General features: G+C 44.2%; 11 protein-coding genes. 2 read left to right on the top strand and 9 right to left on the bottom strand.

The features are described from left to right. Positions 1–8 precede the first annotated feature (8 nt). Complete coding sequence (locus N2317_04035; GenBank protein ID MCX7816666.1) at positions 9–2,399, top strand: hypothetical protein; 2,391 nt, start codon at positions 9–11, stop codon at positions 2,397–2,399. A 23-nt stretch (positions 2,400–2,422) separates the two neighbouring features. On the opposite strand, the gene N2317_04040 is transcribed toward N2317_04035, so the two are convergent. Then, on the bottom strand, positions 2,423–3,244 hold the full coding sequence (locus tag N2317_04040; protein ID MCX7816667.1) for a DUF169 domain-containing protein: 822 nt from the start codon (positions 3,242–3,244) through the stop codon (positions 2,423–2,425). A gap of 75 nt (positions 3,245–3,319) precedes the next feature. Between N2317_04040 and N2317_04045 the strand changes: the two genes are divergently transcribed. Further along, positions 3,320–4,723, top strand: a complete 1,404-nt coding sequence (locus N2317_04045; protein MCX7816668.1) for a M48 family metalloprotease — start codon at positions 3,320–3,322, stop codon at positions 4,721–4,723. Between the two features lie 9 nt (positions 4,724–4,732). Here the strand turns inward: N2317_04045 and N2317_04050 are convergent, their stop codons facing one another. The 8 genes from N2317_04050 to N2317_04085 form a co-directional block, all read right to left on the bottom strand. After that, complete coding sequence (locus N2317_04050) at positions 4,733–6,334, bottom strand: HD domain-containing protein (protein MCX7816669.1); 1,602 nt, start codon at positions 6,332–6,334, stop codon at positions 4,733–4,735. Between the two features lie 9 nt (positions 6,335–6,343). Beyond that, positions 6,344–7,033 (bottom strand): anaerobic ribonucleoside-triphosphate reductase activating protein, encoded by a 690-nt coding sequence (locus N2317_04055; GenBank protein MCX7816670.1) that lies wholly within the window; start codon positions 7,031–7,033, stop codon positions 6,344–6,346. A 14-nt stretch (positions 7,034–7,047) separates the two neighbouring features. Next, on the bottom strand, positions 7,048–9,138 hold the full coding sequence (locus tag N2317_04060; GenBank protein MCX7816671.1) for a ribonucleoside triphosphate reductase: 2,091 nt from the start codon (positions 9,136–9,138) through the stop codon (positions 7,048–7,050). 117 nt (positions 9,139–9,255) lie between these two features. Next, on the bottom strand, positions 9,256–10,461 hold the full coding sequence (locus N2317_04065) for a 2,3-bisphosphoglycerate-independent phosphoglycerate mutase (protein ID MCX7816672.1): 1,206 nt from the start codon (positions 10,459–10,461) through the stop codon (positions 9,256–9,258). A gap of 78 nt (positions 10,462–10,539) precedes the next feature. Then, entirely contained in the window at positions 10,540–11,688 is a 1,149-nt protein-coding gene (locus tag N2317_04070; GenBank protein ID MCX7816673.1) for an acyl-CoA dehydrogenase family protein, read from the bottom strand. A 22-nt stretch (positions 11,689–11,710) separates the two neighbouring features. Then, positions 11,711–12,493: an enoyl-CoA hydratase-related protein gene (locus N2317_04075; protein ID MCX7816674.1), complete on the bottom strand. Its 783-nt coding sequence runs from the start codon at positions 12,491–12,493 to the stop codon at positions 11,711–11,713. Positions 12,494–12,521: 28 nt separating this feature from the next. Then, entirely contained in the window at positions 12,522–13,379 is an 858-nt protein-coding gene (locus tag N2317_04080; GenBank protein ID MCX7816675.1) for a 3-hydroxybutyryl-CoA dehydrogenase, read from the bottom strand. A 67-nt stretch (positions 13,380–13,446) separates the two neighbouring features. Further along, positions 13,447–14,811, bottom strand: coding sequence for a thiolase family protein (locus N2317_04085; protein ID MCX7816676.1), 1,365 nt, complete (start codon positions 14,809–14,811; stop codon positions 13,447–13,449). Positions 14,812–14,943: the final 132 nt, after the last annotated feature.

Consider the following 14,943-nt stretch of genomic DNA (forward strand, 5'->3'; position numbering starts at 1 on the left):
AAACAAAAGTGAACGTCTTACATATACTCACCCTGACTTGTATCTCTTCTATAACCATCGCTTACCAGATTGTTCTGATGCAATTTCTATCTACCACCCAATGGTACCATTTTGCTTACATGGTGATCTCTATTGCCCTCCTCGGGTTTGGTGCATCAGGAACAGTGCTATGCTTCACTGGGGAAAGGTGGTGTAAAAGATTTGAATGGTTTTTCCCCTCTCTAACAATCACTATGGGCGCAACGATAGCGGGATGCAGTACCATTGTCCAGCATCCTTTACTGCGTTTCGATTCCTACATGATCTTTCTGGGAGCTATCCCATTTTTCAAATTACTTCTGACGTACGTGACCTTTACAGTACCCTTTCTACTCGCCGGCACTGCAATTGGCCTGACCTTTATCAAATACAGAAACCACATAGGTCTCGTTTATTTCTGGAATCTAATAGGAGCCGCCACAGGCGGAGTAATCTCTTTACTGCTTCTAAACTCCCTTCATCTATCATACATCACAGGAGTTTTAGGTCTTTTTACCATTGTATGTGGATCTATCTCTCTCCCCCACAAACGGAATGCTTTTACCATCCTTTTAATTTTCCTCACTACTATATACATAGTTTACGAGATCAAAAACCCCAAAAAGCTCATACCTTCTGAATACAAAGACATAAGCAGAGTGCTTCTCTATCCTTCAGCAAAAATCGAAAAAGAAGTATTCAGTTCATACGGCTTACTCCAAATAGTGAGTTCTCCCATTGTACGTTTCGCACCCGGTCTCAGCTTGGTGTACACAGGCAATGTGCCCAACGTACGTTCAGTTTTCATCAATGGAGATTATGTGGGACCCATTCCTTCGGGTACAGCGAGTGAGATAATTAACATCTTGGATCATACCACTCAATGTTTGCCATACCACATAGGTCCGCGTAAAAAGATCCTCATTCTCGGCGCCTCAACTGGCGTTCACGCATTTCACGCAATTGCCAAAAACCCTCATAAGGTGACAATCGTCGAAATGAACCCGATACTTGTCAATTTGATTAGGGAAGAGCTGTCCCACCATGAACTGCCAAAAAATGACTGGAGTAAAATAGATCTTATTAATGACGATCCCCGTGGGTGGCTCCAAAAAACAAAAGAAAAATTCGATACCGTTATTCTTCCTGTGTTGTACGCCTCCTTTGGTGGTACAGGAATGAACGCCCTTTCTGAACACTATCTTTTCACCATCGATGCACTAGAAGATATGTGGCAGATTTTGACACCAGATGGTATTATCATTATCACTTGTTTCGTTGATAACCCCCCACGTTATTCTCTTAGGTTGCTCGCGTCACTACTTCAACTTCTGGAAAACAGAGGGATTAAAGACACCAAAAACCACATAGCAGCCGTGCAGAGTTGGAATACTATAACCTTTGTTGTTAAAAAAAGTGTCCTCACACCTAAGGAGGTGGTAAACATAAAACGTTTCTGTAATATAATGAAATTCACGCCTCTCATCATACCGAATGAGAGACCTCAGCAATCGCTCATCCATCATGGGTCGAGCGAGGAATTATTGCCCTCTGCCATTGATCAATTGCTCTCTCCGGGAAGGGAAACATTTATCAAAGAATACGAATTTCATATTTCTCCAGTGACGGATATGAAACCATTCTTTGCCCAATTTTTGAAATTGGAAAAAGTACCGTATCTCGCCCGTATTATAGGTAGAACGAATTTACCCTTTCTGGAAGTGGGTTACATCGTGGTATTCTTAACACTACTGCAAATCCTTCCCCTAGCCTTTACTTTAATAGTACCTGCTTTACTCCAAAAAAACAAAGACCCCAAAATCGGAAAAAAAAGGGTATTCTTCTACTTCGGAGGAATTGGAATGGGGTTCATGTGCGCAGAAATAGCACTGATAAACCTTTACAATCTCTACTTTGGATTTCCCATAAAGACCGCTGCTTATGTTATTGCCTTTGTCCTTCTTGCCTCAGGATTGGGAAGTTATTTCACGACGAAGATAAACAGCTTTAAAGAAAAAATAGAAGAAATACACCTTGTTTTAATACCACCACTCATGATTCTCTACGCAATATTGTTGTATCCCGCAATAAAACACACAATGGGATATCCATTTATTGTAAAAAAGATTCTATTCATTATATTTACCTTTCCCCCTGCATTCTTGATGGGAATGCCATTTCCTTTGGGGGTGAGATCAATCACACATAAGAACAGCCATCTTTTCGCATGGGCTTGGGGGGTAAACGGCTGTTTTTCCGTCCTTGGATCGGTAGTTTCAATGATAATATCCGTGGAATGGGGCTTTTCATCACTCCTCTTCTTTGCTTCTTTTGCATACACAATATCTTTTTTAACATTTCCGGGAAGAAGTAGCCCCTAAAATACCGGTTGAACGTAAAGAACTCAACAATCGGCTTGAATTAAGGTTCTCCATGTTCGCTTCTCAAGAAAACTGCCTGCTACCTCGTTTTCCATCTCCAAGAAAAGTTGCCAGGGAACAGCCATTGTAAAAACATCCGGTTCCAGTAAGTTTTTCATATGCAAACGAGCCGATATGTCTGTGAGACCGAGAACCGCCCGTGGATATTCTGAACGACACTCCTTATAAGCAAATATACCTATTGTCTGACAGGCCGCAGCGTAAGGCACAACAACATTATTAACCCCCTTTCGACCATAGTTAGCCATTATAACAAGGGCACAAAGCTGATGGGGATTAACCAGAAAAACCACGACTTCAGGTTTCACGACCTCAGGATCTACACTGCTCAGGGGTGAAAAAACCACGTATCGGGTAGGCACCTCAAAGATAGGTAGTTCCTTTACGAACCCCTCAACAAGCGCAGGAGACTTTACGTAACCCTCGCCCTGCAGAAAATCTTCCAAAAATTCCTCCCTTGCATGGGGTGCCAAATCCTCCGCGATTCGCCTACCCTCCTCCCTTCCAGCATTTCCAATGGATAAAAAATAATAAAATCCCTCTAAACCTCCCGGAAATGAGAGGTACTGGTTTCCAAACCCAAGCCCAACACCGCCCCCCCAGCATCCATATGTTTCTCTGGAAAAAACCGCTGGTGTACCTTTAGCAGCAGCAGAAAGCATCCACATTACACATCCCCATCTGCCCGGTCGAAATTCCTTAGCACCTTCTGGTTTCACATCCGTCCATAAGATAGCCACAGGCTGGTATTTCAAATTTAGGCCTACTGCAAGCTTACTCCTCATATTTACCTCCTACGATCGATAAGTGCCTGACCATCAAATCTTGAATGTTATTCTAAAAAGAGATATAAGCCAGATATGAATTTATCGAATAAATCAAAAAAGATACTACTCTCCTTACTTTTTTTTCTGGTATTAACATTTCCGACCCGCGCATACCCCGATTTCACCATAGAAGATGAAAGAAGAATTGGCAAGGAAATATATGAGAAACTCTCTCGAGAGGGTTTATTACTCAAAGATGAAAGGGTCAATCAGTACATTACTTCAGTAGGTAACAAAGTACTCACAGGGGCCGACAGAGTTTTATTTGACTTCAAGTTCTTGATTGTCCAGAGTTCAGCCATAAACGCCTTTGCAACACCTGGGGGTTATGTTTACGTAAATGCCGGCCTTATCAACCTCTGTGAAACAGAGAGTGAGCTCGCCAGTGTGCTTGCTCATGAGATCGCTCACGTGAACAGTCGTCATATCGCCGACATTGTTAGCAAAACACGCAAAATAAGTATGGCCGCACTGGCAGGTATACTCACCGGGGTTCTTCTCGGTGGTGGAGGAGACCTTTCAGCTGCAATTACAGGTTTCTCTTATGCCACAGCTGCTACTATGTACCTCCGTTATAGTAGAGAACATGAAGAAGAGGCAGATCGCTTGGGCATGTCTTACCTCGTAAACGCAGGATACAATCCAGGGGGGATGCTTTCCCTTCTTAGATCCATGAGGAAGTACGAGTATTACTCAAACACTGTTCCATCCTACTTCCTTACCCATCCCGGTACAGACGAACGAATCCGCTACTTGGACTCCCTACTTCAGACATCTTACACCGGAAATGGAAAAACAAATCTCGTTGGAAATTTTAAGAGGATCCAAACGCTGTTGCTACTCTCAACTTGCGACTGGGAAGGGATAAGAAGAAGATTCACTGAAAACCTAAAAAAAGACCATAAAAGCGTTGATGATCTTTTCGGCCTTGCAGTTACAGAGCAAAACGTAGGACACTTTGAAGAATCCATCAACCTTTTCAAACAGGCCCTGTCATTAGCACCGCAGGATGTGGACATCCTGCGAAGTCTGGGGATTGTGTACCACAGAACAGGAAAAATAGACGATGCCATACATTACCTTAAAGAATCCCTGAAGTACGACGACAGGGATCCCAAAACCATTGTTTACCTCGGTCTATCATACGAAGCGAAAGGTGATCTCAATCAAGCCGTAGAAACTTTGAACATTCTGCGGGAGAATCATACAATTCAAGAGGCCGATCTATACTACCAGATGGCCGGCCTTTACGGAAGAGCAGGGAAAAAATATCAATCTCATTACTACTTTGCACAGTACTTCAAAAAAAAGAAACGCTTGGAAAGCGCCCTTTTCCACCTAGGAGAAGCATTGAAATACTGCACCGACGATTCAAAGATAGAGCAGTTAAAAAAAGAAATGGAAAACTTAAAACAAGAAAACGTAAGAACCAAATGAAGGAAATTTCTATATATCCACCTGGTCTGGTGATAGTTCCCTCTTTGCGTATTCTAGAGGTATGTTACCTTCGATAAAGATCTTAAGTAAATCCCCATCGATGTGACCACTCGCCGCCATGTCCTCCATGATGCGAAGCGCCTCCTTAACCGTTTTACCCTTCTTGTATGGACGATCACTAGCTGTTAACGCTTCAAAGATATCTGCAATGGCAATGATCCGCGCCTGCAAGGGTATTTCCTTGCCTTTTAGACCCAGGGGATAACCTTTACCATCCAACCTTTCATGGTGTGCCGACGCGTAAAGAGGAATTCCCCTCAATTTGCGCGGGAAAGGAAGACTGCTCAACATCTTGTAAGTCATCAATGCATGGTTGTTTACTATCTTTCTCTCACCTTCACTTAAAGTACCTTGTCTTGTAGCAAGTTTCTCCTCTTCCCGCTCAGAGATTACTTTCTCTTCTCTTCCCCGCAAAAAACTGAAAAAACTATAGTTTAAACCCATCTTGCTCAATCTCTCCAGATGAATATCCTCAAGACGGCAATCCCCCCTGTTCACCTTTTCGAGAAAAGCCAAATTCTCCTTAATCTCATTTAGATATTTTTCAACTTCGCTCTTAACCTGTTGCAGATACTCACCTCCAGATCCACTACGTAAAAACCTTCTCGTAAGTGACAATTCGAATTCACGTAACATCACTTCGAATCTCAGTCTTATAAGTTCTATCCGATCAAACACCGTCTCTAGTTTACTCCTCTTATCGAGCACATGCTCCGGAGTGGTTATTTTACCCACATCATGAAGCCACGCCGCCATACGCAGTTCCTCTAACTCCGTCTCAGATAAAAAACTGGGTAATCCAAAATCTTTCTTGCGCTCATTCACCTGTTTAGCAAGCGCAACTGACAGTTCTGCCACCCTCCTTATGTGACCACTCGTGTAAGGAGATTTTTCATCAATAGCGGTACCAATTGTCTTTATAAATGCATCCAGGAGGGTTTCCAGTTCTCTGATCAATCTTTTTTGTGATAAGGCTACGGCTGCCTGCGAAGCTAAAGACTCGGCCAACATCTCGCTTTCACGACTAAAAGTGGTTACCTCTCCCGTCTCTCTATCCATGGCATTTATGAGTTGCAAAACGCCGGTGATTACACCTTCATGGTCCCTCATAGGTACTACCAACATAGATTTCGATCGGTAACCTGTTCGACTGTCGAAATCCCGTGTACCCTCGAAATTAAAACCTTCAGCATAATAAACATCCGAAATATTCAACACTTCGCCAGTAAGAGCTGCATAGGCTGAAACATTGGAATAGTTATTCGAACCATTAGGTAGAATAAGAGGAATGGGTTCCCAGGATATAGGTCCGGCAACTCCTCCCATTCTAATACCAAGAGACTCATTCTGTACCACAACAAAATGTAGAACATTGTCAGTTTCAGAAACCAAATACAGTGTCCCTCCATCTGCGTTGGTCAGTATTCTGGCCTCGTCTATTATCATTTCAAAAAGACGATTCAAATTCTTTTCCGCAGAGAGCGCAACCCCCACCTTTGTTAAACGCGCTATACATTCACGCATAAACTCCATATCTACCCGAGAAGCCATAATCACCTCTTATCTGATAATCACCTGCTCCACATAACGTTCCATGTAATCCCTAATTTCCTGCAATTCTTCAACCGGGTAAGGTGGTTTCTCTACATACGAAGAGTCTACATGCTTGGAAGGTTGAAACCGTTGCAGGACTAACCTTTTTGCCCCTTTTATTTCCCTGGCAATCGCCTTAACATCCTCAAAAATCACAAGATCAGGAACAAGGGTAATACGGAACTCATACAACCCATTCCACCCCATCAGTAATTTTGCACTTTCCACAATTAACTTAGGGTCTATGTTGGAAGCAGTAACCGTTCTATATCTATCAAAGGAGGATTTTATATCCATAGCGACGTAGTCAACTAAACCTCTTTCTAGAAGCTTGCGCATTACATCAGGTCGCGATCCATTAGTGTCCACCTTCACAAGATAACCTTTCCCACGTATCCTTTTAAGAAAGGACTGTAAATTTCTCTGAATCGTTGGTTCACCACCTGTTATCACTACACCCTCGAGCTTGCCCCGGCGACGCTCGAGAAACGAAAGAACACTAACTTCGTCGATAGGGGTTTCAAAATACTCACTCAACACAAGCTCCGGATTGTGACAATAGGGACAACGGAAATTGCAGCCCTGTGTAAAAATCACTGCAGAAATCACATCAGGATAGTCTATTAGGGACACCCTCTTAAGCGCGCCGATCTTCATAACTGACTACACGATCAGAATTGAAATGTCCGCCGAATCGAAAATTCAGCCTGTTTTCCTTTGTTCCACTGTTTCACAGGTCTCAAGTACCCTACCACACGGGAATACACCTCACACTCCTCACCACATCTGGGACAATTTCTCGCTTCTCCCTTGATGTAACCATGATTGGGACAGACACTGAACGTTGGCGTGAAGGTAAAGTATGGAATACGGTAAGTTGTACAAATCTTCCTTATAAGTTTTCTAACAGCCCCTGGTTCATCGATCCGTTCACCAGCAAATATATGAAAAACAGTTCCACCTGTATATTTAACCTGGATGCTCTCCTGTAAATCGAGGGCCTCAAAAATATCATCTGTGTAGTTAACAGGAAGTTGTGTGGAATTTGTATAGAACGGTTCAGCGCCTAACTTCTGAAAAGCTTCCTCATTCGCACATATAATTTCAGGATACTTCTGTTTATCTATTTTGGCGAGGCGATAAGAAGTCCCTTCCGCAGGTGTCGCTTCTAAATTGTAACTATTGCCCGTCTCTTTCTGAAACTGCAGAAGCTGATCCCTCATAAAATCAAGCACCTTCTCGGCAAAACGAATTCCTTCTGGAGAAGCTATATTTTTTCCGAAAAGGTTAAGACACGCTTCATTCATCCCTACCAGACCAATCGTGGAAAAATGATTCTTCCAATACGCGCCGAACCGGTCCTTAATACTCCGGAGATAATACTTCGTATACGGGTAAAGATTACCTTCAGTGAATTTTTCTAACACCTTTCTCTTTGTCTCCAGACTTTCCTTAGCGAGGCGCATAAGCTTTTCCAAACGCTCAAAAAACTCCTTTTCCGTTCTCGAAAGGTACCCAATTCGAGGCATATTAAGTGTTACCACACCAATGGAACCTGTGAGAGGATGAGAACCGAAAAGACCACCACCCCGTTTCTCCAGTTCTCTATTGTCAATGCGCAGCCGACAGCACATACTGCGCGCATCTTCGGGTTTCATGTCCGAATTTATGAAATTCGAAAAGTAGGAAACCCCATATTTTGCTGTCATCTCCCATAATCCCTGAAGGTTAGGATCCGACCAATTAAAGTCTTTTGTTATGTTATAGGTGGGGATTGGAAACGTAAAAACTCTCCCCTTCGCGTCCCCTTCAACCATAACCTCCAAAAAAGCCCTGTTGAACATATTCATCTCTTCCTGAAATTCGACGTAAGTCTCCTTCTGAAGTTCTCCTCCAATTATGACAGGCTGATTGGCATAATACTCAGGAACGGTAACATCGAGGGTAACATTGGTGAAGGGTGTCTGGAAACCCACCCGAGTGGGTACGTTTATATTGAAGATAAACTCCTGCAAAGCCTGTTTGACTTCGCGATAGCTCAAACCATCATAGCGTATAAATGGAGCAAGTAGGGTGTCAAAGTTAGAAAACGCCTGAGCCCCTGCAGCTTCACCCTGGAGGGTATAAAAGAAATTTACCACCTGACCCAAAGCACTCCTTAGGTGGCGTGCTGGTCTGCTTTCCACCTTACCTGAAACCCCACGAAAACCCTGAACCAGCAAATCATAAAGATCCCATCCTACACAGTAAACCGATAGTAAACTGAGATCGTGGATGTGAAAGTCTCCCTCGACATGGGCTTTTCTAATTTCCGGTGAGTACACCTCGTTCAACCAGTAAACCTTACTGACTTCCGAGGAAATGTAATTGTTTAAACCCTGAAGGGAATAATCCATATTACTGTTTTCGTTAACTTTCCAATCAATCTTCTTCAGATATTGATCTACAAGGTCGACCTCCATCTTATTGGCAATCTCCCTTAACCTCGCGTGCTGGTCCCGGTATATAATGTACGCTTTAGCGGTCCTCCTATAAGGCGAAGATAAAAGCACCTCCTCTACTATATCTTGAACATCCTCAACGCCCATCACCTGATCACCATACAACTTCTCCGCAAGATTAAGCACCCTTATCGTAAGACGTCTGGCTGTTTTTTCATCAAATTCCCCCGTTGCCGCCCCCGCCTTAGCAATAGCATTTGTTATTTTCTGGGCGTCAAACTCTACAAGCCTTCCGTCTCTTTTACGGATCTTACTATTCATTGCTAACTTCCCTTTCTGACCTTCATCCCAATATATTGTAGTGTTATTTTTGTTACCACAATATATTGTTGTCATCAAGCTTTTATTAAAAACTGAAAGTAAGTTTCAAGATGAATGTTACGCACCGAATTTATCTAATCTTAGTGCATGAGCAAGGGCAAGACCCATGAGATTAACCATCGGCATCCGTCCTAGACCACCTGATATGCATGCTCTTTCAGAAAAACATTTAACGGCGTCAGGACGACACGTCCGGGAGTATAGCAAAACCGGGACCGGATGCCAGCTATGGGAGGCAAGGACGGCGGGAGTTGAATGATCACCAGTTACAACTAGAACATCGGGGTTTAACTCCATTAACAAGGGGATATAACGGTCTATCTCCTCAATTACCTTGACTTTAGCCTCAAAATCACCGTCTTCCCCTCTCGAATCTGTCTCTTTAATGTGCACATAGAAAAAATCATATTCGGGGAAGTGCTTCTCCAAAAGTTCAAATTCTCCCGAAATACTGTCCACTTTTTCCGCCACGTCCATACCCAAAAGACGGGCAAGACCTCGGTACATAGGATAAGACGCAATCGCCAGCGGATGCAAACCAAAACGTTCCCGGAGGGAAGGATACCTCCGGTAGCGCGCGTAACCCCTAAGAAGAATAAAATTAGCTGTCTCTCCGGCTAAGACACTCTTTGATTGTTCAATAAGTTCTCTCAAAACTCTGGAAGTCCACTCCGCCTCCGGACGCAGAGCCTCTGGCTGTAATGGTGGAAAACCAGTCCGCTGAGGATCAGTCTCCCGAATACCCTCGTCCAGATGTTCTCCCCTCAACACGAGCAAAGCGCGATGATCTTTTACAGCTTCAAAAAACACCTCAATATTTTCAAGTTTTACATTATCCTTTAGTTTCCTGCACAAACGCACGTTAGTTAAAGTGTCTATACGCCCCGCACGGCGATCAACGACTATTCCTTTCTCATCAATAGTGGCAAAATTCACCCTGATCAGTAGATCCCTTTCCGTCATAGGAAAATCTATACCAGCTCCTTCCAGCACACCCCTTCCAATGGTGTTTTTTTCAGGATCATATCCGAAGAGGGCAAAATGGGCAGGACCGCTGCCGGGAGTAATACCGCACCCTATGGGATCGAGAAGACCACATACAGACCTAGAAGCAAGTTCATCCAAATGGGGTGTGCGAGCCTTTTCTAATTCCGTCAAACCATCCTCTTCCCGGGGAATGCCTCCCAACCCATCGAGAACCAAAAAAACAATCTTTGTAGTGTTAGACACAACCAATCGATCAATGAATTCAGGATCACTCATCCTGTGAACCCCTTCAATTTTAGCATTTAAAAAGGGTGAGTGGCATAAAACCACCCACCCTTTTTGTGTTTGTGATTGTCAACGGAGCCCCAGAAGTTTCCGAGCGATCACGATTCTCTGAATCTCGTTAGTACCCTCGTAAATCTGGCAGATCTTTGCATCTCTTAAATGACGCTCAGCTGGGTACTCTTTACAGTAACCGTAACCGCCGAAAATTTGCACACATTCTATAGCTGCTTTCATCGCCACATCGGAGGCGTACATCTTGGCCATGGCCGATTCTTTTTCGTAATCCATACCTTGGTCTTCCATCCAGGCCGCCCTGAGCAGAAGCAGTTCTGCTGCATCCAATTCCGTTGCCATATCCGCCAGCTTGAACTGAATAGCTTGGAATGTGGCAATAGGCTTACCAAACTGTACCCTCTGTTTAGCATACTCTAGAGCATCCTCAAGACATGCGCGACCAATACCACAAGCCTGCGCTCCTATACCGATTCGACCAGCGTCTAAACCTGATAGCATCTGCCTGAATCCCTGCCCTGGTTTACCGAGTAGATTTTCTGCTGGCACCTCCGCATCTTCGAAAACGAGCTCCGCTGTGCCTGATGCCAGAATACCCAATTTCTCCTCGATCTTACCTATAGAAAAACCGGGGGTGTTCTTCAGATCTACAATGAGATTGATAATTCCCTTGTATCCCATAGAGGGATCCTGTGTAGCTGCCAGAACGCAGTAGTGAGCCACATTGCCACTGGTAATGAACCGTTTAACACCATTTACAATCCAACGGTCTCCCTTGAGCTCAGCCCGGCACTGCAGCGATGCAGCATCAGAACCGGCATTGGCCTCCGTAAGTGCATAACAACCTTCCACTTTACCACTCGCCACAGGCGCCAAGTACTTCTTCTTCTGTTCCTCATTGCCGAAATGGAGCAGAGGGTATCCGTAAAGGGAATTGTTAACTGAAACTATCACTGCGGTACTCGCACAGGCCTTAGCAATCTCAATCATGCATAACACGTACGTTACATTGTCCATCCCGGCACCACCGTACTCAGTGGGCACCGCCACACCCATAATGCCCATCTCACCCAGTTTTCGACAGATTTCTTCCGGATGACGATGCGTGCGGTCAAGTTCAGCTGCCACAGGTTTGATCTCTGATTCCGCAAATTTGCGCACCATGTCTCTAACCATTCGTTGCTCTTCTGTTAGCGCAAAATTCATAATAAAACCCCCTCCTATTTTTTTAACAACCTTTAAAAACAGGCTTTCTCTTCTCTAGAAATGCTTTCATGCCTTCCTTCTGATCCTCTGTGCTGAAACACTGGGCACAGCACTGAGTCTCCAGTCTCATAGCATTGTCCAGAGCAAGATCATAACCGAAGTTAATGGCGTGTTTAGCCATCTTAAGGGCAAATCCAGGTAAAGTCGCCAATCGCGCAGCGTACTTCTTAGTTTCTGGCATAAGCTGTTCCAAAGGAAATACTCTATTCACCAAACCTATCTCATATGCTCGCTGCGCTGTGATCTGTTCTCCACCCATTATAAGTTCCTTTGCCCTACCCATACCAACAAGACGTGCCAATCTCTGCGTTCCACCCCAACCGGGGATCAGCCCAATTAAAATCTCCGGCTGACCGAAACGGGCATTCTCCGAGGCAAAACGAATGTCACACGCCATAGCAAGCTCTGTTCCACCACCTAGAGCAAAGCCATTAACAGCTGCAATCACTGGCTTCGGCATGGTTTCTATAAGTCTGAATGTTTCAATACCAAACTCCATAAATTTCATAGCCTCTTGGGGCTTCATATCCACCATCTGCGCGATATCAGCACCGGCAACAAATGATTTTTCCCCTGCCCCTGTAATGATGACAACTTTTATAGCATCGTCTTTTATACAATTTGTTATTGCCGTATTAAGTTCTCCCATTACTTCGGAATTCAAAGCATTGAGCGCCTTCGGTCTGTTTATGGTTATCGTTGCTACACCTTCTTCCACTTCAAAAAGCAAGTTTTTAAATTCCATGTCCGAATACCTCCCCCTCACCTCTAATTTATTTGCTGTAATCATACACACCTTTGCCCGTTTTCCTTCCAAGCCAACCAGCATCAACGTATTTCTTTAGCAACGGGCATGGTCTGTATTTGGAATCACCGAACCCTTGATAGAGCACATTCATAATCGCCCAGCACGTATCCAGCCCTATAAGATCGGCGAGGGCAAGAGGACCCATGGGGTGGTTCATCCCTAGAACCATAATATCATCTATCGCCTTGGGTGTCCCTACGCCTTCCATCAGAGCATAAAAAGCTTCGTTAATCATAGGCATGAGTATCCGATTAGAGACAAAACCGGGAAAGTCATTGCACTCCACAGGCACCTTCCCAAACTGTTTCGCAAGTTTCTCAGTGAGTTCATAAGTTTCCTGAGATGTGGCCATTCCGCGGATTATCTCCACAAGCCTCATAACTGGAACAGGGTTCATAAAATGCATACCGATGACCTTCTCCGGTCGTTTCGTAGCACCAGCAATACGTGTGATTGGAATAGATGAGGTATTCGTAGCAAGAACAACATCAGGTCGGCATATAGCATCTAGCTTGCGAAAGATATCAAGCTTCAGATCCTCCTTTTCAATAGCGGCCTCAACAATAAAATCAGCATCTTTCATATCCTCTATATTTGTACTCTTTCGGATACGACTTAATATTTCATTCTTCTGTTCCTCAGTTAACTTTTCCTTCGCCACCAACCGATCAAGATTTTTCGAAATCGTATCATAGCCTCTATTCACAAATTGATCCGCGATGTCGTTCATTATTACGTTAAGCCCCCCAGGATAAGCCGCAACCTGAGCAATACCACTTCCCATCTGACCGGCACCTACAACACCAATTGTTTTAACCTCCATAACAGCACCCTCCTTACTTATAGTGATTATTGTTGCACACGTTTAATCATGCACAACTCCTTCTGCTTCATCCCTTCTCCACTCTTATTAACATTGCATCTCCCTGCGCATGTCCCGAACATATCCCACAAACACCTAAACCGCCACCTCTCCTCCTAAGTTCATATCCCAGCGTCATCAGAATGCGTGCCCCTGTCGCTCCAATAGGATGTCCGTAAGCTATAGCACTACCATTTACGTTAACTTTTTTGATCATTTCTTCTTTGGACATTCCAAGCACAGCTCTGGCGCTTATCAGAACAACCGCTGCAAAAGCCTCATTTATCTCGATTAAATCGATATCGTCCAAGGTAAGATCATTCTGTTCCAGCACCTTCTTAATGGAAAGACCGGGAACAGTGGCGATATCTTTCGTTGGCTGTGAGACTTCAGCGTAATCAACTATAGTAAATATGGGCTTCATTCCAAGTTCATCCGCCTTCTCCCGACTCATAAGCAAACAAACATCAGCACCATCGTTTACACCGGGAGCGTTACCCGCCGTCACACTTCCAGGTTTACCCGTTACAGCACTTACGTGACCGAACACTGGAGGTAACTTAGCCAGTCCTTCCATTGTCGTATCCGGCCGCGGCTGTTCATCTTTATCAAATACCACCCAATCTTTTCCCTTTTGAACTAAAACAGGGAATATTTCATCATCCAGACGACCCTCTTTCATAGCTGCTGCAGCTCGCATTTGGGAAAGATAAGCCCATTCATCCAATTCCTCACGGGTGAATCCAAACTCATCAGCTGTCTCAGAACCATGAATAGCCATATGTCTGTTATAAAAAGCATCCCATAGACCATCGTAGACCATGAGATCCACCACACGTCCATTGGGAAGTCCCATACGGCTACCCCACCGCATATCTGGAAGCGCATAAGGACAGTTAGACATACTCTCCTGTCCACCAGCGATCACAATCTCCGCCCTTCCCGTCATTATCATTTGGGCAGCCAAATCAATCGTCTTTATACCTGAGGAGCACACTTTGTTAACCGTTATGGAAGGAACCCATTCCGGCAATCCTGCAAGAAGCGTAGCTTGACGGCTTGGTACCTGCCCACATCCAGCTGGTACAACCTGGCCCATGATTACATAATCAATATCCTCTCCTTTTACCTTGCCTCCCGTCCTTCTCAAACATTCCTTTATAGCCAAAGCGCCAAGTTGTGCGGCATCATAATCTTTTAAAGCTCCGCCGAACCTCCCATAAGGTGTTCTACAAGCTTCCACACAGACGACCTCACGTAAATTTTTGTACGTGTTCTTGGTCTTCCTCCCCATCGTTGAATAATCGGGTTTTCGCTCACCAAAACCTGTAACTTTGGCATTGGCATAGTAGTCCCTCCTTGTGAGTTCCAATTTCTGAGGTACTTTTTCCATCGCCCTCCTCCTCTTTGTTATATTAGAGATCTTCAACTTCTAATAACGATTTCGCGCAAAAAGCATCTCCACTTTTCGCGTTTTTTTCCACTTTAGGGAAAGCAAATAAACACAAATTCATTAGAAAATAAA

The sequence above is a fragment of the Syntrophales bacterium genome (assembly GCA_026417625.1).
Lineage (GTDB): Bacteria > Desulfobacterota > Syntrophia > Syntrophales > UBA8958 > JAOACW01.

Excerpts from the sequence above, each read along its gene's own strand:
- N2317_04040 (MCX7816667.1), bottom strand. The coding sequence starts at position 3,244 with ATGAGGAGTAAGCTTGCAGTAGGCCTAAATTTGAAATACCAGCCTGTG.
- N2317_04045 (MCX7816668.1), top strand. The coding sequence starts at position 3,320 with ATGAATTTATCGAATAAATCAAAAAAGATACTACTCTCCTTACTTTTT.
- N2317_04080 (MCX7816675.1), bottom strand. The coding sequence starts at position 13,379 with ATGGAGGTTAAAACAATTGGTGTTGTAGGTGCCGGTCAGATGGGAAGT.
- N2317_04070 (MCX7816673.1), bottom strand. The coding sequence starts at position 11,688 with ATGAATTTTGCGCTAACAGAAGAGCAACGAATGGTTAGAGACATGGTG.
- N2317_04055 (MCX7816670.1), bottom strand. The coding sequence starts at position 7,033 with ATGAAGATCGGCGCGCTTAAGAGGGTGTCCCTAATAGACTATCCTGAT.
- N2317_04050 (MCX7816669.1), bottom strand. The coding sequence starts at position 6,334 with ATGGCTTCTCGGGTAGATATGGAGTTTATGCGTGAATGTATAGCGCGT.
- N2317_04065 (MCX7816672.1), bottom strand. The coding sequence starts at position 10,461 with ATGAGTGATCCTGAATTCATTGATCGATTGGTTGTGTCTAACACTACA.
- N2317_04060 (MCX7816671.1), bottom strand. The coding sequence starts at position 9,138 with ATGAATAGTAAGATCCGTAAAAGAGACGGAAGGCTTGTAGAGTTTGAC.
- N2317_04085 (MCX7816676.1), bottom strand. The coding sequence starts at position 14,811 with ATGGAAAAAGTACCTCAGAAATTGGAACTCACAAGGAGGGACTACTAT.
- N2317_04075 (MCX7816674.1), bottom strand. The coding sequence starts at position 12,493 with ATGGAATTTAAAAACTTGCTTTTTGAAGTGGAAGAAGGTGTAGCAACG.